At 65.5% G+C, this 18,040-nt stretch carries 24 protein-coding genes; 11 read left to right on the top strand and 13 right to left on the bottom strand.

The annotated features are described in order from the left end of the window. Nucleotide 1 precedes the first annotated feature (1 nt). The gene (locus IAG41_RS05950; RefSeq protein ID WP_187727595.1) at nt 2–1,399 is read right to left on the bottom strand and encodes a serine hydrolase domain-containing protein; all 1,398 of its coding nucleotides are present in this window, start codon (nt 1,397–1,399) and stop codon (nt 2–4) included. Nucleotides 1,400–1,691: 292 nt separating this feature from the next. Between IAG41_RS05950 and IAG41_RS05945 the strand changes: the two genes are divergently transcribed. After that, nucleotides 1,692–1,967, top strand: a complete 276-nt coding sequence (locus tag IAG41_RS05945) for a hypothetical protein (RefSeq protein ID WP_187727594.1) — start codon at nt 1,692–1,694, stop codon at nt 1,965–1,967. Nucleotides 1,968–2,033: 66 nt separating this feature from the next. Here IAG41_RS05945 and IAG41_RS05940 read toward each other — a convergent pair whose 3' ends face one another. After that, nucleotides 2,034–2,720: a hypothetical protein gene (locus tag IAG41_RS05940; RefSeq protein ID WP_187727593.1), complete on the bottom strand. Its 687-nt coding sequence runs from the start codon at nt 2,718–2,720 to the stop codon at nt 2,034–2,036. Between the two features lie 86 nt (nt 2,721–2,806). On the opposite strand from IAG41_RS05940, the gene IAG41_RS05935 reads away from it, so the two are divergent. Continuing rightward, nucleotides 2,807–3,667, top strand: a complete 861-nt coding sequence (locus IAG41_RS05935) for a LysR family transcriptional regulator (RefSeq protein ID WP_187727592.1) — start codon at nt 2,807–2,809, stop codon at nt 3,665–3,667. Here the strand turns inward: IAG41_RS05935 and rimO are convergent. Continuing rightward, complete coding sequence (rimO, locus tag IAG41_RS05930; protein ID WP_187727591.1) at nt 3,646–4,974, bottom strand: 30S ribosomal protein S12 methylthiotransferase RimO; 1,329 nt, start codon at nt 4,972–4,974, stop codon at nt 3,646–3,648. The two genes, IAG41_RS05935 and rimO, sit on opposite strands and share 22 nt — an antisense overlap. A gap of 91 nt (nt 4,975–5,065) precedes the next feature. On the opposite strand from rimO, the gene IAG41_RS05925 reads away from it, so the two are divergent. Next, nucleotides 5,066–5,470, top strand: coding sequence for a DUF1761 domain-containing protein (locus tag IAG41_RS05925; protein ID WP_222950479.1), 405 nt, complete (start codon nt 5,066–5,068; stop codon nt 5,468–5,470). 4 nt (nt 5,471–5,474) lie between these two features. On the opposite strand, the gene IAG41_RS05920 is transcribed toward IAG41_RS05925, so the two are convergent. From IAG41_RS05920 to serS, 4 genes are all read right to left on the bottom strand, one after another. Then, nucleotides 5,475–5,819 (bottom strand): DMT family protein, encoded by a 345-nt coding sequence (locus IAG41_RS05920; protein ID WP_222950478.1) that lies wholly within the window; start codon nt 5,817–5,819, stop codon nt 5,475–5,477. Continuing rightward, on the bottom strand, nt 5,819–6,898 hold the full coding sequence (locus IAG41_RS05915; protein ID WP_187727590.1) for a M23 family metallopeptidase: 1,080 nt from the start codon (nt 6,896–6,898) through the stop codon (nt 5,819–5,821). The genes IAG41_RS05920 and IAG41_RS05915 overlap by 1 nt, the downstream gene beginning before the upstream one ends. Nucleotides 6,899–6,920: 22 nt before the next feature. After that, nucleotides 6,921–7,685, bottom strand: a complete 765-nt coding sequence (gene surE, locus IAG41_RS05910; RefSeq protein ID WP_187727589.1) for a 5'/3'-nucleotidase SurE — start codon at nt 7,683–7,685, stop codon at nt 6,921–6,923. Nucleotides 7,686–7,854: 169 nt separating this feature from the next. Beyond that, entirely contained in the window at nt 7,855–9,129 is a 1,275-nt protein-coding gene (serS, locus tag IAG41_RS05905; protein WP_187727588.1) for a serine--tRNA ligase, read from the bottom strand. Between the two features lie 93 nt (nt 9,130–9,222). Here serS and IAG41_RS05900 point away from each other — a divergent pair, with 93 nt between their 5' ends. Further along, nucleotides 9,223–9,681 carry a host attachment family protein gene (locus tag IAG41_RS05900; RefSeq protein ID WP_187727587.1) on the top strand — a complete coding sequence of 153 codons (459 nt, stop codon included), beginning with the start codon at nt 9,223–9,225 and terminating at the stop codon, nt 9,679–9,681. Nucleotides 9,682–9,716: 35 nt separating this feature from the next. Here IAG41_RS05900 and IAG41_RS05895 read toward each other — a convergent pair whose 3' ends face one another. Continuing rightward, complete coding sequence (locus IAG41_RS05895; RefSeq protein ID WP_187727586.1) at nt 9,717–10,700, bottom strand: hypothetical protein; 984 nt, start codon at nt 10,698–10,700, stop codon at nt 9,717–9,719. 413 nt (nt 10,701–11,113) lie between these two features. Here IAG41_RS05895 and dksA point away from each other — a divergent pair, with 413 nt between their 5' ends. Further along, a complete protein-coding gene (gene dksA, locus IAG41_RS05890; protein WP_187727585.1) occupies nt 11,114–11,581 on the top strand; it encodes an RNA polymerase-binding protein DksA in 468 nt (155 codons plus the stop codon). Between the two features lie 110 nt (nt 11,582–11,691). Beyond that, nucleotides 11,692–12,069, top strand: coding sequence for a PilZ domain-containing protein (locus IAG41_RS05885; protein WP_187727584.1), 378 nt, complete (start codon nt 11,692–11,694; stop codon nt 12,067–12,069). A 108-nt stretch (nt 12,070–12,177) separates the two neighbouring features. Here IAG41_RS05885 and IAG41_RS05880 read toward each other — a convergent pair whose 3' ends face one another. Further along, entirely contained in the window at nt 12,178–12,330 is a 153-nt protein-coding gene (locus IAG41_RS05880; protein ID WP_187727583.1) for a YdcH family protein, read from the bottom strand. Nucleotides 12,331–12,495: 165 nt separating this feature from the next. On the opposite strand from IAG41_RS05880, the gene IAG41_RS05875 reads away from it, so the two are divergent. Together IAG41_RS05875 and IAG41_RS05870 are read left to right on the top strand one after the other, a co-directional pair. Further along, nucleotides 12,496–12,693, top strand: coding sequence for a YdcH family protein (locus IAG41_RS05875; protein ID WP_187727582.1), 198 nt, complete (start codon nt 12,496–12,498; stop codon nt 12,691–12,693). Between the two features lie 72 nt (nt 12,694–12,765). Continuing rightward, nucleotides 12,766–13,224 (top strand): DUF1465 family protein, encoded by a 459-nt coding sequence (locus tag IAG41_RS05870; protein ID WP_187727581.1) that lies wholly within the window; start codon nt 12,766–12,768, stop codon nt 13,222–13,224. On the opposite strand, the gene IAG41_RS05865 is transcribed toward IAG41_RS05870, so the two are convergent. After that, nucleotides 13,221–14,168 carry an NAD(P)H-dependent flavin oxidoreductase gene (locus IAG41_RS05865; RefSeq protein WP_187727580.1) on the bottom strand — a complete coding sequence of 316 codons (948 nt, stop codon included), beginning with the start codon at nt 14,166–14,168 and terminating at the stop codon, nt 13,221–13,223. The two genes, IAG41_RS05870 and IAG41_RS05865, sit on opposite strands and share 4 nt — an antisense overlap. Before the next feature lie 185 nt (nt 14,169–14,353). On the opposite strand from IAG41_RS05865, the gene IAG41_RS05860 reads away from it, so the two are divergent. Genes IAG41_RS05860 through IAG41_RS05850 form a run of 3 tightly spaced genes read left to right on the top strand, consistent with a single transcriptional unit; the run spans nt 14,354 to nt 15,674 of the window. Further along, entirely contained in the window at nt 14,354–14,665 is a 312-nt protein-coding gene (locus tag IAG41_RS05860) for an antitoxin Xre/MbcA/ParS toxin-binding domain-containing protein (protein ID WP_187727579.1), read from the top strand. An 8-nt stretch (nt 14,666–14,673) separates the two neighbouring features. Next, nucleotides 14,674–15,264 carry a hypothetical protein gene (locus tag IAG41_RS05855; RefSeq protein ID WP_187727578.1) on the top strand — a complete coding sequence of 197 codons (591 nt, stop codon included), beginning with the start codon at nt 14,674–14,676 and terminating at the stop codon, nt 15,262–15,264. Beyond that, nucleotides 15,249–15,674: an acyl-CoA thioesterase gene (locus tag IAG41_RS05850; protein ID WP_187727577.1), complete on the top strand. Its 426-nt coding sequence runs from the start codon at nt 15,249–15,251 to the stop codon at nt 15,672–15,674. The genes IAG41_RS05855 and IAG41_RS05850 overlap by 16 nt, the downstream gene beginning before the upstream one ends. On the opposite strand, the gene IAG41_RS05845 is transcribed toward IAG41_RS05850, so the two are convergent. The 3 genes from IAG41_RS05845 to IAG41_RS05835 all read right to left on the bottom strand — a co-directional run bounded on the left by IAG41_RS05845 (nt 15,644) and on the right by IAG41_RS05835 (nt 17,970). Then, nucleotides 15,644–16,168, bottom strand: coding sequence for a gamma carbonic anhydrase family protein (locus tag IAG41_RS05845; protein WP_187727576.1), 525 nt, complete (start codon nt 16,166–16,168; stop codon nt 15,644–15,646). The genes IAG41_RS05850 and IAG41_RS05845 overlap by 31 nt on opposite strands. A gap of 7 nt (nt 16,169–16,175) precedes the next feature. Beyond that, nucleotides 16,176–16,406, bottom strand: coding sequence for a hypothetical protein (locus IAG41_RS05840; RefSeq protein WP_187727575.1), 231 nt, complete (start codon nt 16,404–16,406; stop codon nt 16,176–16,178). Nucleotides 16,407–16,509: 103 nt separating this feature from the next. Beyond that, a complete protein-coding gene (locus tag IAG41_RS05835) occupies nt 16,510–17,970 on the bottom strand; it encodes a UxaA family hydrolase (RefSeq protein WP_187727574.1) in 1,461 nt (486 codons plus the stop codon). Nucleotides 17,971–18,040 lie beyond the last annotated feature (70 nt).

Raw genomic sequence — 18,040 nt, 5'->3', positions numbered from 1 at the left:
GTCAGCGCGGCATCACGATGAACTGCTCGAACTTTCCGTCGGCGCCATCCTCCGCATAGGTCACCGCGACGAGGCGGCGGTCCTTGTATTGGATCGCATAGTTGCGGTTGACGAAGCCGCCGCGCAGCCGGGCCTTGCCAAGCGGAGCGAAGCTTACCGGATCGCCAAGCGCCGCCAAGCTGTCGCGATAGTCGCCGGTCGCGGTGGCGTCGAAATAATAGCTCGCGTCTTCGGTGAGCAACGACCGATCGAGCGTGCCGGTGCGGAGCTGGTCGAACAGTTTCCGCGCGAGCGCGTCGCGGGTCTGGTCGAGCGTCATCGCCTTGGGCGCATGGTCGACCGGCACGAGCAGATCGGCGACTTCCTCCGTAATCTCGTCCTGCGCGCCGCCGAAATCGGCATTGACCAGTGCGACCACTGCGAAGCGCTGGTCAGGGATCACGACGTTGCTGGAGAGGAACCCGACCGCTTCGCCGCCATGCGAGACCTCGAGATGTCCGCCGCGATCGGCGAGCGAGACACCAAGGCCGTAATGCGTGGCGCCGCCGTCGATCAGCTTGATCTCGGTTTCCTGGGTCTGCCAGTCCTCGGGAGTCAGCACAGAGCGGTTGATCCGGGCGATGTCCCACTTCGCCAGGTCGCTTGCGGTCATCGCCAGCTCGCCCGCGGCCCAGAGCCAGCCATGCGCGGCGGGCTTGGCGGGGCGGACGGGGCCGAGCGCGAAGCGGTGCGTGGGGATCGGATAGCCCTTGCCGATCGCGAGATCCTGATCGACCGGCTTCATGCCGAGCGGCTTGAAGACCTTGCGGTTCAGATAGTCGAGCAGCGGCATGCCCGACGCCTTCTCGACGATCATGCCGGCGACGACATAGCCGGTGTTCGAATATTGCCAGGCAGTGCCGGGATCGAAATCGAGCGGTTTCTTGCCCCAGCGATCGACGATGCCCTGCGGCGTGACGGGCTTCTCCATAGCGGCGAAGCTGTAGTCCTGGGGCCAATAGTCCTGCAGGCCGGCGGTGTGGCTGAGGAGCTGCCGGATGGTGATCCTGTCGGCGCCCGAAACGTCGGGAAGGAACTTTGCCACCTTGTCGTCGAGGCTCAACTTGCCTTCGTCCTCGAGCAGCAGGAGCGCCGCGGCGGTGAACTGCTTGGAGATGGAAGCGATCGGATATTTGGCGTCGGCGCTCGGCCCCTTCAGATTGGGGCCCTGGTCGCCATAGGCCTTGGCATAGACGACCCTGCCGCCCTGGACGATCGCAATCGAGGCAGAAGGGACGCCCGAGGACGAAAGGGCATTGGCGACGATGGCGTCGACCTTGGCGGACTGATCAGGCGTGAGCTGCTGGGCGGCAGCGGGTGTGGCAAAGAACAGGGCTGCGCCGATAGCGGTACGGATCATGAAGCCTCCCCCAGGGACTGGCAACGAGCATATGCGGCGAACCGCATGTCGTCACCCCGGCCTTAGTCGGCGGTTATACCCTTGGGAACGATTACGTGGGGTGAATGGAGGGTTCCCTGCGTCTCATGCCGGATGGGAAATTCAGAAAAAATATCCAAAATAGACCTTTAATCATGTTCTAATAATGCATCAGTCCCGCTCGCTGTACGATCAAATCTAATAATGATACTCTGCGAGTCCAGCCAAGGCGCTGTATCGGCTGGAACTGTGACATAACAAGGGGAGGACTCCGATGTTATTTGCATATGCAGCAATGATGGGGTGGTGTGGAACCAAATGGCCAGGTTGGTGGCGCTGGCCGCGCCCGCCGCATCCCGATCCCGAGCCTTGGTGGCGGTTGGTTGATGGCCTGCTCGGCGTGGCGGGCGGCATCGCGGCGGTCGTGGTCTTCGAGCCGATGCTGAAGGACCAGGGCCTGCTCATCACGGGGCTGACCGCGTTCTTCGGCGGACTCGCCGTCGCGACGTTTGTCGATGCGGTGATAGGGATGAACGCCAAGGCGCGTTGAGTGGGTGGCGGCGCTCCTGGCGAGCGCCGCCCCTTTATATGAGCGGCACGCCCCAGAGATCATGCTTCAAGGCGCCAGCGTTCCTCCGGGCATCAGTGCAAGCCGCGGCGCATAGCGCCAGGTTTCGGACCGCACGGCATGCGCAAGGGCCAGCGCGGGATGGCCGCGTTGCAACAACCCGGCAAGGTCGGGCCGGACATCCACGGAAGTAGCCGGTGTGACAAGGAGATAGGCGGCCGGCCCGTCGCCGATCGCACGGTACCAGCTTGCATTCGGGATAGGGCGAGCGACCAATGCCGCCTCGAACCGGGCAGGATCGCTAACGGCGATCGCATGGACCTGGATTAGGGGGGCGGACTGACGCTCCTCAAGCGGAGTAGCGGTGCTGGCCTGGCGCCAAAGCTCCCAGCCTTCATCGCCGAGCGCCTTGGCGAAGGGTGCCGCATTCGCGCGGAAATCGGCGCCGTCCCCTTCGGGATCGGGCCGATTGGCCAGGCCCTGGGGCGTGGTACCGAAAGTACCATCGACAAAGGCACCCGCGCGGTCGCCCGCCATCACATACCAGGCGAACCAGGCGAGCTTGTCGCCGCGCGCGGCGTGCCATTCGAGATGCTTGCGATAGCCTTTCTCGAAGGAGGGCCGATCGCTGAGGGTATAAGCGTAGAGATGCGCGGTACCGCCGGTTTGCGCCATCGCGGGCAAGGGGAGGGCGAATAGCGCGAGCGCCAGGAAGCGGGAGCGGGAGCGGGACATGGCGAGTCTCCTTCGGCCACCGGTCTAGACCTTCCTGCAATCTTCGATAATTTGGAAGATTGGATGCGATCGTTAGGTTTTATCGAATGTTGGAGGGCGCAGATCTTCGCCGGGCGGCGGTGTTTCACGCGGTTGCGCGGGCGGGCGGCATCACCGCCGCGGCGCGGGCGATCGGCAAGTCGCCCCCGGCCGTGCACAACGATTTGCGACGCTTCGAGCGCGATGTCGGCGTGGTCCTGATGGAGCGATCCGGCCGCGCCCTGCGCCTGACACCGCGGGGACGCGTGCTGTTCGAGACGATCGGACGGGCGCTCGACGAGATCGAGCGGGTGCGCGCGCATCTCAGTCGCGCCGATGTCTCGCAATCACCGCTGCGGATAGGCGCGGTGACCGGATTCGCGCGGTACCGGCTGGCACCGCGGCTGTTGGATGCGCTCGACGCGGCGCGACCGCTGATTTTCGTGACGGGCGCGCATGCGGATCTGCTCGCGGCGCTGTCGGCTGGACGGATCGACCTCGCCGTCACCTATCGCGCGGTGACCGCGGTGCCGATCGACAGCGTCGCAGTGGCCAGCGAGGCGCTGGTCCTGGTGGGCGAAGGGACGCGAGACGTGTCGGACCTGGAATCGATCGAACGGCTGCGCTTCATCACCTATGACGAGCATGACTATGTGTTCGGACGCTGGTTCGCCGATGTCCATGGCCGCCAGCCCGCCGCGTTGATCCAGCACGACCATTGCATCGAGCTCGAGGAAGCGCTGGCTGGCGTTCGCGCGGGACGCGGCGCGACGATCGCGCCGCTCGATGCGTGCCTTGCGTTCGGGCTTGTCCCAGCGCCTGGGCAATGCGCCAACACGATCTATCTGTGCGGCGTCGGCAGCGCGCTCGCCTCGCCCGAGGCGGCGCTGATCCGCGCCTGTCTCGATCAGGCGAGCGGTACGCCGTAGAGATCGTGCTCGTCGGCGTCCTCGATCTCGACCTGGACGATGTCGCCCTGCTTGAGATGGCTCGAGTCGCGCAGGAAGACCTCACCGTCGATCTCGGGCGCGTCGGCCTGGGATCGCCCCGTGGCGCCTTCGCCGTCGACCGCGTCGACGATCACTTCGAGCGTGCGGCCGACCTTGGCCTGGAGCTTGGCGGCGGAGATTGCGGCGGTCTTCTCCATGATGCGGGCGTAGCGCTCTTCCTTGACCTCTTCGGGCACCGGATCGGGCAGGTCGTTGGCGGAGGCGCCTTCGACCGGCTCGAAGCGGAATGCGCCGACGCGGTCGAGCTGGGCCTCGTCGAGCCAGTCGAGCAGATATTGGAAATCCGCCTCGGTCTCGCCAGGGAAGCCGACGACGAAGGTCGAGCGGATCGCGATGTCCGGGGCGATCGCGCGCCAATTCTTGAGGCGCTCTAGCACCTTGGCCTCGTTGGCCGGACGCTTCATCCGGCGCAGCACCGCCGGCGCGGCATGCTGGAACGGAATGTCGAGATAGGGGAGGATCAGCCCCTCGGCCATCAGCGGGATGACCTGGTCGACATGGGGGTAGGGGTAGACATAATGGAGCCGTACCCAGGGGGCGATCTTGCCAAGCTCGCGGGCGAGATCGGTCATGTGGGGGATCACTTCCTGCCCCTTCCACATGCGCGGCTGCTTGCGGATATCGACGCCATAGGCAGACGTATCCTGGCTGATGACCAGCAGTTCCTTGGTGCCCGCTTCCACGAGCTTTTCCGCCTCGCGTAAAATCGCATCGGGGCGGCGGCTGACCAGGTCACCGCGCAGGCTGGGGATGATGCAGAAGGCGCAGCGATGGTTGCAGCCTTCGGAGATCTTCAGATAACTGTAGTGGCGCGGTGTGAGCTTGAGGCCGCTTTCCGGCACCAGGTTCAGGAAGGCGTTCGGCGGCATCGGCGCCGCGTCGTGCACCGCACCGACGACTTCCTCATATTGATGCGCGCCGGTGACGGCGAGGACGTTGGGGAATTTCAGGCGGATCATCTCCGCCTCCTTGCCCATGCAGCCGGTGACGATGACGCGGCCATTCTCGGCAATCGCCTCGCCGATCGCTTCGAGCGACTCCTCCTTGGCGCTGTCGAGGAAGCCGCAGGTGTTGACCAGCACGACGTCCGCGCCGGCATAGTCGGGCGACATCGCATAGCCGTCAGAACGCAGCTTCGTCAGGATCCGCTCGCTGTCGACCAGGTTCTTGGGACAGCCGAGCGACACCATGCCCACGCGGGGCGCCTCGGGGAGTTTGGTTGCCATGATTGGCGCGGCACATAGGGATTTTCGGCGAAATTGCTAGCGCGGGCTTTCCCGCCTATCTTCCTGCCTCTGCAGATTAGGGGAGGAAATCATGCATTTTCACTGGCTGGCGATCGTCGTGGCCGCATTGGCGGGGTTCATGGTGGGCGGGATCTGGTATGGTCCGCTGTTCGGCAAGGCGTGGATGAAGGCGCGCGGGCTGAGCGAGGAACAACTCAAGAGCGGCGCGAACATGCCGCTGATCTTCGGGACGACCTTCGTGCTCAACCTGGTCGCGGCGTTCATGCTCGACCATCTCTATCAGACCTATGACGCGCCGGTGGGGCTGCACCATTCGCTGGTGATCGCATCGATCATCGGCGTGGGTTTCATCGCGACGTCGATCGGGGTGAACTATCTGTTCTCACGCATGCCGCGCGCGCTGTTCCTGATCGACGCAGGCTATTGGATCGTCATCTACCTGGTGATGGGCGCGATCTTCGGGCTGCTTTCCTGACCCGTCAGGCGGGCGCGCGAAACACGAACCACGCGCCCGCCGCGATCAGCGCGAAACCGATCAAATGGTTCGTGGTGATCTTCTGCCCGAGATAGAGCACTGAGAAGCCGGCAAAGACGGTAAGGGTGATGACTTCCTGCATCGCTTTGAGCTGGGCGGCGGAATAGACGTTGCTGCCGTAGCGGTTGGCCGGAACGGCGAGGCAATATTCGAACAGCGCAATGCCCCAGCTTGCAACGATCACCAGCAGCAGCGGCGCCTGCTTGAACTTGAGGTGCCCGTACCAGGCGAAGGTCATGAAGACGTTCGAGGCGGCGAGCAGCAGGATCGGGAGGAGGCGCTCGACCATCAGCGTGCCGGCAACTGGGAGGTGGGGTCCACAGGCGTGCGGCCCTTGCGGATCTCGAAATGGAGTTCGGGCCGGTCGGCGAAGCCGGTGTTGCCGGAGAGCGCGATCTTCTGACCCTTCTTCACCGATTGGCCGCGCTGGACGAGCAGCTGGCTGGCATGGCCGTAGACGCTCGTCCAGCCATTGCCGTGGCGCAGGATGACGAGCCCGCCCAGCGCGGGCACGTCATTGCCGACATAGGCGACGACCCCGTCGGCAGCGGCGAGCACCGGCGTGGCCCGCGGCACCGCGATCTTGATCCCGTCATTGCGCTCGCCGCTCGCGCCCGCGCCGAAGCGCTTTACCACTTGCCCGCGCACCGGCCAGGCGAACTGGCCGACAAGGCGTGGCGGCGTGGCGACCGCCGCGGTGGCGGGCAGCACGCGCCTGGGCGACGCGCTGGGCTTGGCCGGTTTCTCCGTGCGGGCAAGCGCGGGCTGGCTGCCGGTCAGCAGGTCATCGATATCGATATGGAAGGCTGCGGCGCGCTCCTCGCGCGACTGGGTGGGCGAAGTGGACGAGGAGGGGATCAGCAGTCGCTGACCGGTACGCAGGATATAGGGCTCGGCGAGCGCATTGGCGGTGACGATGCGCGACCAGTCCATGCCATAAGCGCGCGCGATCGCGATACCGCTCTCGCCGGCGCGGACCAGGTGATAGCGGCCGCCGGGGATCGTCAGGCGCTGGCCGGGGAAGATGGTATGCGGCGGGACGATGCCGTTGGCGCGGGCGATCGCTTCCGATCCGGCGCCGGTCTTGTCGGCGATGCTGCGCAGCGTGTCGCCGGGCTGGACCGAATAGGTGCTCGCCGCGACCAGACGCGCGTCGGCGGTGACGCGGCGCGCCTCCCAGGCCTGGGGCGGCGCGGGGAGGACGCGGACGTCCTGCTCGGGCGGTGGGGATTGCTGCGGCTGATCCCGGGGCTGGGGAAGCGGCGCCGAAGGTGGCGGGGCAGGATCATATTCGGACCGGGCAGCGCCCGGCGGAATGCAGGCCGAAAGCCCGACAGCCATCATCAGGGCAAGCACCACCCTCGTCATTCTATTTCCCCCTGCACCCGTCTCAACGATAGGCAGCGGCGAGCATATCGAGAGATTCGCGGTGCGTCAGGTCCAGATGCAGCGGCGTGACGGTGACGAATCCCTGCTCGATCGCGTCGAGATCGGTGTCCGGCACCGGCTGGTGGGGCAGGCGGCCCATCGCCAGCCAGTAATAATCGAAGCCGCGCGGATCGGTGCGCTTGTCGAGCCCGACCCGGCCATAATCGCGCAGGCCCTGCGAGACGACACGGATGCCCTGCACCGCATCCGCTTCGACCGGCGGGAAATTGATGTTGATGAGGGTGCGCGGTGCCCATTCGAGATCGAGCAGCGGACGCAGCGTGCGCTCGCCCCAGGCCTCGGCAGTGTCGAACGGTACCTTGTCGCCCATGCCGCTCTGGGCATAACGCTGGCTGAGCGCGACCGAGCGGATTCCCGCCAGCGCGCCCTCCATCGCAGCGGAGACCGTGCCCGAATAGCTGACATCCTCGGCCAGATTGCCACCGCGGTTGACGCCGGAAAGCACGAGATCGGGCGGATTGCCCTTCATCGGCTCGGCGAGGGCGAACATCACGCAATCGGTGGGCGTGCCGCGCACGGCGTAGCGGTTCTCGCCGCGCTTCGAGACGCGGAACGGCTCGGTAAGGGTCAGCGAACGGCTCTTGCCCGATTGCTCCTCGGCCGGGGCGACGATGGTGATGTCGTCCGAGATCGTCCGCGCGATGCGTTCGAGCACGGCAAGGCCGCGGGCGTGATAGCCGTCGTCATTGGTCAGGAGGATACGCATCTGACTTAACTCCTCCCCGAGCTTATCTCGGGGAGGGGGACCGCCGGCTGCAGGCCGGTGGTGGAGGGAAGGCGGTGGAACACCGCCGTCTGCGACTGCGGCCCCTCCACCATCGCTACGCGATGGTCCCCCTCCCCCAGCGGAGCTGGGGGAGGAATGAAGGTGGCACTCAAGCCTTGGGCTCCAGGCGGTTCAACCCGCCGAGATACGCCTGCAGCACCTCCGGCACCGCGATCGAGCCGTCTTCCTGCTGATAATTTTCGACCACGGCGACCAAAGTGCGGCCGACCGCGAGGCCCGAGCCGTTGAGTGTGTGGACGAAGCGGGTGTTCTTCTCGCCCTCGGGACGGAAGCGCGCGTTCATGCGGCGCGCCTGGAAATCGCCGCAGGTCGAGCAGCTCGAGATCTCGCGATACTGGTTCTGGCCGGGCAGCCAGACTTCGAGATCATAGGTACGCGCGGCGGTGAAGCCCATGTCGCCGGTGCACAGCTTCATGCGGCGAAAGGCGAGGCCGAGTTTAGTGAGAATATCCTCGGCGCAGGCGGTCATCCGCTCATGCTCGGTCTCCGATGCCTCGGGGGCGGTGATCGAGACCATCTCGACCTTCTCGAACTGATGCTGGCGGATATAGCCGCGCGTGTCGCGGCCTGCAGCGCCGGCCTCGGAGCGAAAGCAGGCGCTCATCGCGGTCAGCCGCAGCGGCAGCACATCGGCGGAGAGGATCTTCTCGCGTACGGCGTTGGTCAGGCTGACTTCGGCGGTGGGGATCAGCCAGCGGCCGTCGGTGGTCTGGAAGCTGTCCTCGGCGAACTTGGGAAGCTGGCCGGTGCCGAACATCGTCTCGTCGCGGACGAGCAGCGGCACCACGGCTTCCTCATAGCCGTGATCGCGAGTGAGCGTATCGAGCATGAACTGGCCAAGCGCGCGGTGGAGCCGCGCGGCGGCGCCGCGGACGAAGGTGAAGCGCGAACCGGAGAGCAGGGCGCCGGTCTCGAAATCGAGGCCCAGCGCAGGCCCGATCGCGTCATGCTCCCTGGGTGCGAAACCGAAGCTGGGCTGGGCGCCGCGTTCGTGAACTAGGGCGTTGTCCTTCTCGTCTTCCCCCTGGGGCACGTCGGCGAGCGGAAGATTGGGCAATGCTGCGAGCACAGCGTTCAGCTGTTCGCCGAGCGCCTTTTCCTCGGCGTCGATCTGCGGCAGTCGCTCCTTGAGCGCGGCAACTTCGGCCATCAGGTCGGTAGGGTCGTCACGCCGCGCCTTGGCCGCGCCGATCGCCTTCGAGGCCTCGTTGCGGCGGGCCTGGACTTCCTGCACCTCGGTGATCAGCGCGCGGCGGCGCTCGTCGAGCGCGAGCAGGGCTGCGGATTGCGGTTCGAGCCCGCGCTTCGCCAGGCCGGCGTCGAAGGCTTCGGGGTTTTCGCGGATGGCGCGGATGTCGTGCATGGGCATGGCCTATGGCGAGGCCCCGGGGGCCGCGCAACCCTGAGCCGAATCCCGGCGTTATCGTTCCACGGCGAAATCCGAAGGAGACGAACGATGCAGGTCCCGCATGACGCGATGGTCGTTGTGGTCGACGGCCGGAAGATGCTGTTCTTCCGCAACGAAGGCGACGCCGCCTATCCCAACCTCCAGGTGACGAAGAAGCTGATCGACAAAGACAATCCCGATCACCACGAACAGGCGACCGATCTGGCCGGCGGATCGATGGGCACGCGGACCGCTGGTGCGCAATGGGGCTCGGGCAGCATGGACGAAGTCGATTTCCACCAGCTGGAGGAGGATCGCTTCGCGGTTGAGGCAGCGGAGCTGCTCAAGAAGCGGGCGCTCAACAATGATTTCGAATCGCTGATCATCGTCGCGCCGCCCAGAACGCTGGGCGAGCTGCGCAAGCATTATCACGTATCGGTGAGCGAGAAGCTGGCGGGCGAAATCGGCAAGGACCTGACCGGCCACACGGTGCCGCAGATCGAGGAAGCCTTGCTCAAGGCGGAGTGAGGACGCCCTTTCCGACGCGCGGAAAGGGTGTTTGCTCAGGCCTCGACGGTCTCGGCGGCCTTCTTCTTGCCGAACCGCTTGCGCGCGACCAGCGCCGCTGCGGCGCCGCCGAACAGCAGGACCATCGGCGGGGCGGGGACGGGGGCGGGGCCGCCCGACGAGCTGCCGCCGCTGGAACCGTGATGGCCGCTCGATCCGTGGCCGCTGCTGGTGCTCCAGCCGCTCGAGGTGCTCCAGCCGCTGGAATTGCTCCAGCCGCTGGAGCCGTGATGGCCGCTCGAACCCGATGAGCTGGAAGAACCGGAAGAACTACCCGAGGAGCTCGAAGAGCCCGACGAAGAGCCCGAAGAGCTGGACGAAGTCGACGATGAGACGCCGCTCGAGGTCGAGCTCGACGTGGACGACGAGACGCCGCTCGACGTGGACGACGTGCTACTGACCTGGCCGCTGGAGCTGGACGTCGACGATCCGCCGGTCGAGGAACTCGTGGACGAGCCGCCTGTCGACGAGCTGGTCGAGGAGCCGCCCGAGCTGGTGGAAGACCCGCCCGTCGACGAGGAGGTCGAACCGCCGCTGGAAGTCGACGAAATGTCGATCTTGATGCCGCCGCTGCTGCTGCCGCTGCTGGAGCTGCCCGAGCTGCCGAAGAAGCCGCCGGCGAAGAAGCCGCCCATGAAGCCGCCGCCGCCCGAGCCGCCGATGATGCCGCCGCCCGAGCCGCCGGCGGCCGCTGCCGCAACACCGGACGAAGGAGGAAGCGGGATCGGCGCGCCCTGCGCGGTCACGACGACAATTTGGGGCTGTGCCTGGGTGGTCGTGCGGGTGGTGACGACTCGGCGCACGGTGCGCACCGGCTTGCGGACGACCGTGCGGTGCACGACGCGCTTCTTGGCGACCGTCTGGTGCTGGACGACGCGCTTATGCTCGACGCGCTGCGCGACGTAGACGCCGCTGCCGCCGATGACTGCGCCGCCGCAAGCGCACGCGCAGAGTTTCGCCAAAGCCATGCGAACCGACATGATGTCCCACTCTTCCGTTGCTGGCGCTCGCTCCCCACGGGACCGTCAGCAGCTTGTGCGCCCTCAATGCGGAAAAGTGCCGAACAAACAATTAAGCGCAAGTCTATTAACCCCCGTTTACCTTCTTCTTTGCTGTTTCATGGCCTCTCGGAATCGCGTGTTATGGTTAATGTGCATCTTCGGCACAGTTTGAAGATGTTCGGAGGAGAATTTGACGAATTGGTAGCGATAGCAAGGAGCGTCATCGTCTCCCGGTTCAGCCTGCGCTAATTTCCCCTATTTTACGGGGCATTGCCGACAAGGGCTGCAAATGATGCGCTTGTTAACCCGCTCGGGCGAAAGTATAGGGCGCTCGGGCAAGTAGGCGGTCTTCCAGCGGCGTGCCACTGGGATGACCGGTGTGGAGAGTGGGGATGGCTACAGTTTTGGATCGCTACGACGAACCGGGTAAACAGCTTCCGCCAGCGGCAAATGACGGCGACGACGGCTATAAGCCGAGCAATGACGAGCCGTTCATGAACCCGCGGCAGACCGAATATTTTCGCAACAAGCTGTTGGCCTGGAAGGACGCGATCTATCGCGAGGCCGCAGACACGCTCAACCAGCTTCAATCCGATTCGCTGCGCGAAGCCGATCTGACCGATCGCGCATCGAGCGAGACGGACTGGTCGATCGAACTGCGCACGCGCGACCGCCAGCGCAAGCTGATCTCCAAGATCGACGCCGCGCTGCGCCGCATCGAAGAGGGCGAATATGGCTATTGCGAAGTGACCGGCGAGCCGATCTCGCTGGCGCGGCTCGAGGCCCGTCCGATTGCGACGATGACGGTCGAGGCGCAGGAGCGTCACGAGCGGAACGAAAAGGTCTCGCGCGAGGAATAGCCGGGTCGGCACCGGTCCGGATCGCACCAGAATGGTGTCCGGTTAACGGTTTCGATAAGGATTGCTGGTCTATAGGGCCCCACATCAATTTTGCGTTTCGGGCAGCCCGGATGGACCAGCATTCTCAAGACCCCCTGACCGCGCTCTCCGCCGATGATTTCACCGGCCAGCGTAGCGGTGCGCGCGACAGTCTGATGCTGGCGGCGCAGTTTCGCGTCGGCGACAATGCGGTCGAGACCGTGCGCGTGCGCAATCTTTCGTCGGGCGGATTGATGGCTGAATATGCCCAGCCTGTCGCGAGCAGGACTCCGGTCGCGGTGGAAGTGCGCGGCGTGGGCTGGGTGTCGGGACGGATCGCCTGGGCGGCCGAGGGCCGCGTCGGCGTCGCTTTCGATCAGGAGATCGATCCGATGCTCGCCCGCAAGCCCGTGGGTAAGGGCGGCAATACCCCGGCCTTTGCAAAGCCGCCGATTCTCCCGCGGCGCTGAGACGCGGTGCAGCCGGAATTGGGCTGTTTTTCTTTCGATGAATGCAGTTTGCGGGTGCCCGGAGCCCGGCGGCTCCGCGCACCTTCACAAAACTGTGGACAGCCGCGTCTAGCGGGCCATCTCTTCCTTGACGCGCAGCTTTTGTTTCTTCAGTTGGGCGAGCAGCATCTGATCGGGAAGGGGCCGCTGCGACTCAGTGGCGATTCGCTGGTCCAGACTCGAATGCTTGGCCGTAAGTGCCGAGAAATGCGCGTTCTGCATGGAAGCGGTCCTCCTTCGTGGATGGTAGGGGGGACAAACTAAATCATCTTTTCGCACGTCTGTCTCGCTCCGAATCGCTGCTGATCGATAGTCCGGAAAAAAGGCGCGATGGTCCGTTGCGGAGCGATCCAGGCTAGGGCAGTGTCAGCTCTTGCGGGGGTGAAAATGGACGATAGCGAGATCCTGCGGCGGCTCGAGACACTGCGATCCGAGCATCGCGATCTCGACGCGGCGATCGACGCCCTGCTCGCTACCGGATCGGCCGATCAGCTCCAGATCGCACGGCTCAAGAAGCGCAAGCTCAAGCTGCGCGACGAGATTGCGATGTTCGAGGACCAACTTATCCCCGACATTATTGCCTGACCTCTCGGATCGGGACGTAGTGAGCCCATTTTAAGCATTCCGTTGGCGACCGCGCTATGGCAGCGTTTCCGGATGCAGGGCCAAGGTACCGCACGCATCCACCGCAAACTGGTCGACTCGCTCTATGTCGAGGCGATGCTGCTGGCCGACGAGGCGCGTGCCTATTTCGACGAGATCGGACGCAACGAGCGCGACACGCTGGAGGCGCTGAACCGCGTCGCCTTCTCGTGCGAGTCGCTCAAGGTCACTACGCGGCTGATGCATGTCATCGCCTGGCTGCTCACCCAGCGCGCGGTCGATGCCGGGGAGCTGGAGCCGACCGACGCGCTCTCGCCTTCGCGCCGATTGGGGACCGCACCCGAAACCGACGAGGCGCTGCTGCTGGCGATGCCCACACAGGCGGCGTCGATCATCCAAACGAGCATCGAGTTGTATCGCCGTGTGGCGCGGCTCGATTCGTCGCTCGACCTGCCAAGCACGACGGTGAGCCCGGCGCGGCGGATGATGGAACGACTCGCCGGCGCCTTCTAGAGCGCGGCCATTGCCGATTTCGCGGCGGCATATTCCTGCTTCAACCGGTCGATCAGCGCCGCGGCGGGCTGGACCGCGGTGACGGCGCCGATGCCCTGGCCCGATCCCCAGATCTCCTTCCACGCCTTCGCTCCGCCAAAGTTCATCGCGCTGGGATCGCTTTCGGGCAGATTGTCCGGATCGAGTCCGGCATTGACGATCGACTGGCGCAGATAATTGCCGTGCACGCCGGTGAAGAGGCTCGAATAGACGATGTCGGCGGCGCTGCCCTCGACGATGCCCTGCTTATAGGTGTCGACTGCGTTGGCCTCGTCGGTGGCGATAAAGGGCGAGCCGATATAGGCGAGATCGGCGCCGAGCACCTGCGTCGCCAAGATCGAGCGCCCCGTCGAGATCGCGCCCGAGAGGATCAGCGGACCACCGAACCAGCTTCGCACTTCCTGTAAGAAGGCGAAGGGATTGAGCCGCCCGGCATGGCCGCCGGCACCCGCCGCGACGAGGATCAGCCCATCGGCGCCCTTTTCAATCGCCTTGTGCGCGAAACGGTCGTCGATCACGTCGTGGAGGGTGATGCCGCCCCAGGAATGGACGGCGTCGTTGAGCTCGGGCCGTGCACCGAGCGAAGTGATGACGATCGGCACCTTCCACTTAGCGCAGGTCGCGACATCCGCTTCGAGACGCTCGTTTGAGCGATGAACGATCTGATTGACCGCGAACGGCGCGGCGGGGGTATCCGGATGGTCGCGGTCCCAGGCCGCGAGCTCTTCGGTGATGCGGTGGAGCCACTCGTCGAGCAGGCTCTGCGGGCGGGCGTTGAGCGCCGGGAACGACCCGACGATCCCCGCCTTGCACTGCGCGATCACCAGATCGGGCACCGAGATGATGAACAGCGGCGAGCCGATGACGGGGAGCCGCAGGCGATCGAACAGCGGAGGAAGAGCCATTCGAGTTTCATAGCGAAACCGGAATGACTGTCTAGTAATGTACCCGCGGAAATCACGGCGTGGGGATTTGCGGTTGCGCGCCCCACACGATGGGCTAGGGTTCGAGTACCGCTGGCAGTTTCCGTTCGTAGGCGCCACCGGCTGAGAGACCAAAGTGCTCCCGCTTACACCTGGGAGACTTTAGCTTGGACGACACACCGGATCTCTCAGAGCCCGTGGCAAGCGAAACGGCCGAATCGCCCAATGGCGATCCGCCCAAGGCGAAATTCTTCCGCAAGAAGTTCAATGCCGTTCGGCTTCCGGCCGACAGTGCGGTGCGCCAGGGAAAAGTGGCGACGCTGGCATTCCTGAAGCTGGGACGAGAAGCGGCGACCGAATTCCTCAACACATTCGACGAAGCGCTGGGCGGCCGGCCGCTCGATCTCGCGGTGGCGAGCGACGACGGTCTGCGAGCCGTCGAACAGGCAATCGCAAAGCGCGCGGAATCGGGCGGCTGAGCATCGGCTTGCCGTTGACGCCCGCGCTGGCGGACGCACATGCTACGCTGCGCCGGGGGGCGCGCTTCCTGGGTTCAGGCCATTGCGCGGTCGAGGGGCGCTATCGGGCGAAGGTGATCGGCAACGGGCTGCGCGAGCTCGACCGGTTCCTCAACGTGTTGATCGGCGAAGTCGCGCGAAGCTGCGGTATCGCGCTCAAGCGCAGGCAGGACAATACCGCCAATCGGCTCAGGAGTCTTCGCGCGGCGATGGCGGCCGCCGACACCGACTATGCGCGGCTGCGCGCGTTCGGGCGGACGCGCGAATGCTTGTTCCACTGCGCCGGGGTCGTCGGGCGCGGGGATGCACGGGGTGGGGTAATGCTCACCACAGGCTGGCGCGACGCCGCGGGCCTGCGGCGTGTCCCGGTCGGGGACGAGTTGATCGTCAGCGCCGGAGATATTGCAGACGCGTGCACCTATTATGAAGCACTTGCGGGGCAATTGCTTGCAGAGGGCGCGCTGTACATGGCCGCCCGGAAGCAAGTGCCGCGCGCTCGCGGTCCGCGCGAGCGGGATGGCAGAACGGATTTCGGCGGGGCGCAATGGTTCGCAGCATAGAGCATCATTATTCGATCGCGATCGACCCGGCCGACATCGACGCGATGGGGCATGTGAACAATGCCAGTTACCTGCGCTGGGTGCAGGCGGCGGTGGTCAGCCATTGGGAGCATCTGGCGCCTGCGGACGCGGTGGCGGCGCATTGCTGGGTCGCGGTGCGCCACGAGATCACCTATCGCAAACCGGCGTTCCTGGGTGACGAGCTGCGCGCCGAGGTGGTGCTCGAGCGGGTGAAACGCGAGAGCGCGTTCTATGAGACGATCATCCGCCGCGGCGGCGAGACGCTGACCGAAGTGCGGTCGCGCTGGTGCTGCCTGGATGTCGAGACGCTGAAGCCGGCGCGGCTGCCCGACAGCACGATCGCGTGCTTCTTCGAGGATCAGTCGGCGAGCTTGAGCCCGGCCGCATAATCGCGCTGCTTGGCGGTGTAGATCGCGGCGGATGCCCTGAGCATCGCCTTTTGCATGTCGTCGAGCGGACGGATCGCCTTGGCGGGCGAGCCGACAATAAGGTGGCCGGCGGGGAATTCCCTGCCTTCGGTCACCAGGGCGCCGGCGCCGACCAGGCAATCCTCGCCGATCACCGCACGGTTGAGGATGGTCGCGCCCATGCCGATCAGCGTGCGGTTGCCGATCGTGCAGCCGTGCAGGATCGCGTGGTGCCCCACTGTCACGTCCTCGCCGACGGTGCAGGGCGCACCGGGATCCGAGTGGAGCATCGCCCCGTCCTGGATGTTGCTGCGTGCTCCGACGAGGATCGGCGTGTTGTCGGCGCGGATCACGGCGCCGAACCAGACGCTGGCGAGTTCGGCGAGATGGACGTCGCCGATCAGGTCGGCGCCCGGCGCGACCCAGGCGGTCTCGGCGATTTGTGGCTTATGGCCGCCGATTTCGTACAGCGGCATCAGCGTCTCAGAGAAGCGGCGAATCGAAGCCGGTGGGGAGCTGCATGTGCATGCCCAGCGCCAGCGCCAAGCCGACCGCGCCCATCAGCACCGCGAGCGTCGAGGAAAGCGAGAACAGGCCCCAGCCGACCATCGTCACCATCTGCGGATTGGAGCGCTGCTCGCGCTGGTTGCGCCGCATCGCCTGGATCACGAACATCGCGGTCATTGCGTAAACGAAAATAAAGAACTCGGTCATCGAACCCACCCGGTCATCCCCGCAGACATGGGTAGCTTGGCAAGGTTAACGCATCAATGCCGGGAAAATGCGGACTGCCGCATTGCAGCATGGTTTTATCGCGTCAAAGGGTTACGCCGCGCTTCCAGATCGCGATCTCGCGCTCGCCATTGCGCTCGGCAGCGGTCTGCTTGCCCGACGCGATCTCGGCGATCGTGCCGAGCAGCGATACCGCGGCCGCGTCCATGCCCTCTTCGAGCACCTGGCCGGCGTTGAAATCGATCCAGCCGGGCTTGCGCGCGGCGAGGTCGCTGTTCGAGGCGATCTTGATCGTCGGCACCGGGAAGCCGAGCGGCGTGCCGCGGCCGGTGGTGAAGAGGATCGCGGTGGCGCCCGCGGCGGCGAGCGCAGTCGAGGAGACGGCGTCGTTGCCGGGCGCCTCGAGCAGGGTCAGGCCGCGCTTGCGGACGCGCTCGCCATAATGGAGCACGTCGGTGACGGTGGCATGGCCCGCCTTCTGCACCGCACCCAGCGATTTCTCCTCGAGCGTGGTGATGCCGCCGGCGATGTTGCCGGGAGACGGGTTCTCTGAGACGGGTTCGCCATGGCGGGTGAAATAGGCCTTGAAGTCGTTGACCAGGTCGACGATCCCCGCGAACACCTGTTCGTCCCCGGCACGCTCCATCAGGAGCTGTTCGGCGCCGAAGATCTCGGGGATTTCGGTGAGGATCGCGGTGCCGCCCGCGGCGGTGACGGCGTCGCTCATACGGCCGACCAGCGGATTGGCGGTGAGCCCCGAAAAGCCGTCCGATCCGCCGCATTTCACGCCGAGCACGAGTTCGGACAACGGCGCGGGCGCACGTTCGGTCTTCTCGGCTTCGGCGACCAGGTCGCCGACCAGCGCCAGGCCCTCCTCAACCTCGTCGCCGGCGAGCTGGGCGCCGATCGTGCGCAGGTTCGGATTGACGATACCGGGGAGCATCCCACTCATCTGGTTGGATTCGCAGCCTAGCCCGACGATCAGCACGCCACCGGCATTGGGATGGTTGGCGAGTGCGGTGAGCAGCCTGGTGGTGCCGCTGAGATCGTCGCCCAATTGCGAACAGCCAAAGGGGTGAGCGAAGGCATGGACGCCGTCGACACGGCCCTCGTAGAGCTTCGCCGCGCGCTCGGCGATCTTCTGCGCCGTACGGCCGACGCACCCCACCGTGGGGATGATCCATATCTCGTTGCGCGTGCCGACGCGGCCGTCGGCGCGGCGATAGCCGAGGAAGCTCGGGCCCTCGGCGGGGCCGGCCGCATTGAGATGCGGGCTATAGGTATAGCTGCCGCTGGTCTCGAGCGCGGTCGAGACATTGTGGGTGTGGACATGCTCGCCCGGGGCGATGTCGTGTGTCGCGCGGCCGATCGGGAAGCCGAACTTGAGCACCGGCTCGCCCGCCCTGATCGCGCGGATCGCGACCTTGTGACCCTTCGCCACGTCCGCGGAGAGGGTCATGCCGAGCGCCGTCTCGCCGGCGGCAAGATCACGCAGCGCTGTTGCGACGCCGTCACGCGGATCGATCTGGAAGAGAGCGAGAGTCATGGGTGCGATATAGGGTGCTTCCCAGGGGAGTACAGAGTTTGGGAGCCTTTCCCAGACTCTGCGAAAAGAT

It is taken from the genome of Sphingomonas sp. JC676, assembly GCF_014489075.1.
GTDB lineage: Bacteria > Pseudomonadota > Alphaproteobacteria > Sphingomonadales > Sphingomonadaceae > Sphingomonas.
This window is presented reverse-complemented; position numbering and strand designations above follow the sequence as displayed.

Excerpts from the sequence above, each read along its gene's own strand:
- IAG41_RS05950 (WP_187727595.1), bottom strand. The coding sequence starts at position 1,399 with ATGATCCGTACCGCTATCGGCGCAGCCCTGTTCTTTGCCACACCCGCT.
- IAG41_RS05945 (WP_187727594.1), top strand. The coding sequence starts at position 1,692 with ATGTTATTTGCATATGCAGCAATGATGGGGTGGTGTGGAACCAAATGG.
- IAG41_RS05940 (WP_187727593.1), bottom strand. The coding sequence starts at position 2,720 with ATGTCCCGCTCCCGCTCCCGCTTCCTGGCGCTCGCGCTATTCGCCCTC.
- IAG41_RS05935 (WP_187727592.1), top strand. The coding sequence starts at position 2,807 with ATGTTGGAGGGCGCAGATCTTCGCCGGGCGGCGGTGTTTCACGCGGTT.
- rimO (WP_187727591.1), bottom strand. The coding sequence starts at position 4,974 with ATGGCAACCAAACTCCCCGAGGCGCCCCGCGTGGGCATGGTGTCGCTC.
- IAG41_RS05925 (WP_222950479.1), top strand. The coding sequence starts at position 5,066 with ATGCATTTTCACTGGCTGGCGATCGTCGTGGCCGCATTGGCGGGGTTC.
- IAG41_RS05920 (WP_222950478.1), bottom strand. The coding sequence starts at position 5,819 with ATGGTCGAGCGCCTCCTCCCGATCCTGCTGCTCGCCGCCTCGAACGTC.
- IAG41_RS05915 (WP_187727590.1), bottom strand. The coding sequence starts at position 6,898 with ATGACGAGGGTGGTGCTTGCCCTGATGATGGCTGTCGGGCTTTCGGCC.
- surE (WP_187727589.1), bottom strand. The coding sequence starts at position 7,685 with ATGCGTATCCTCCTGACCAATGACGACGGCTATCACGCCCGCGGCCTT.
- serS (WP_187727588.1), bottom strand. The coding sequence starts at position 9,129 with ATGCACGACATCCGCGCCATCCGCGAAAACCCCGAAGCCTTCGACGCC.
- IAG41_RS05900 (WP_187727587.1), top strand. The coding sequence starts at position 9,223 with ATGCAGGTCCCGCATGACGCGATGGTCGTTGTGGTCGACGGCCGGAAG.
- IAG41_RS05895 (WP_187727586.1), bottom strand. The coding sequence starts at position 10,700 with ATGTCGGTTCGCATGGCTTTGGCGAAACTCTGCGCGTGCGCTTGCGGC.
- dksA (WP_187727585.1), top strand. The coding sequence starts at position 11,114 with ATGGCTACAGTTTTGGATCGCTACGACGAACCGGGTAAACAGCTTCCG.
- IAG41_RS05885 (WP_187727584.1), top strand. The coding sequence starts at position 11,692 with ATGGACCAGCATTCTCAAGACCCCCTGACCGCGCTCTCCGCCGATGAT.
- IAG41_RS05880 (WP_187727583.1), bottom strand. The coding sequence starts at position 12,330 with ATGCAGAACGCGCATTTCTCGGCACTTACGGCCAAGCATTCGAGTCTG.
- IAG41_RS05875 (WP_187727582.1), top strand. The coding sequence starts at position 12,496 with ATGGACGATAGCGAGATCCTGCGGCGGCTCGAGACACTGCGATCCGAG.
- IAG41_RS05870 (WP_187727581.1), top strand. The coding sequence starts at position 12,766 with ATGCAGGGCCAAGGTACCGCACGCATCCACCGCAAACTGGTCGACTCG.
- IAG41_RS05865 (WP_187727580.1), bottom strand. The coding sequence starts at position 14,168 with ATGGCTCTTCCTCCGCTGTTCGATCGCCTGCGGCTCCCCGTCATCGGC.
- IAG41_RS05850 (WP_187727577.1), top strand. The coding sequence starts at position 15,249 with ATGGTTCGCAGCATAGAGCATCATTATTCGATCGCGATCGACCCGGCC.
- IAG41_RS05845 (WP_187727576.1), bottom strand. The coding sequence starts at position 16,168 with ATGCCGCTGTACGAAATCGGCGGCCATAAGCCACAAATCGCCGAGACC.
- IAG41_RS05840 (WP_187727575.1), bottom strand. The coding sequence starts at position 16,406 with ATGACCGAGTTCTTTATTTTCGTTTACGCAATGACCGCGATGTTCGTG.
- IAG41_RS05835 (WP_187727574.1), bottom strand. The coding sequence starts at position 17,970 with ATGACTCTCGCTCTCTTCCAGATCGATCCGCGTGACGGCGTCGCAACA.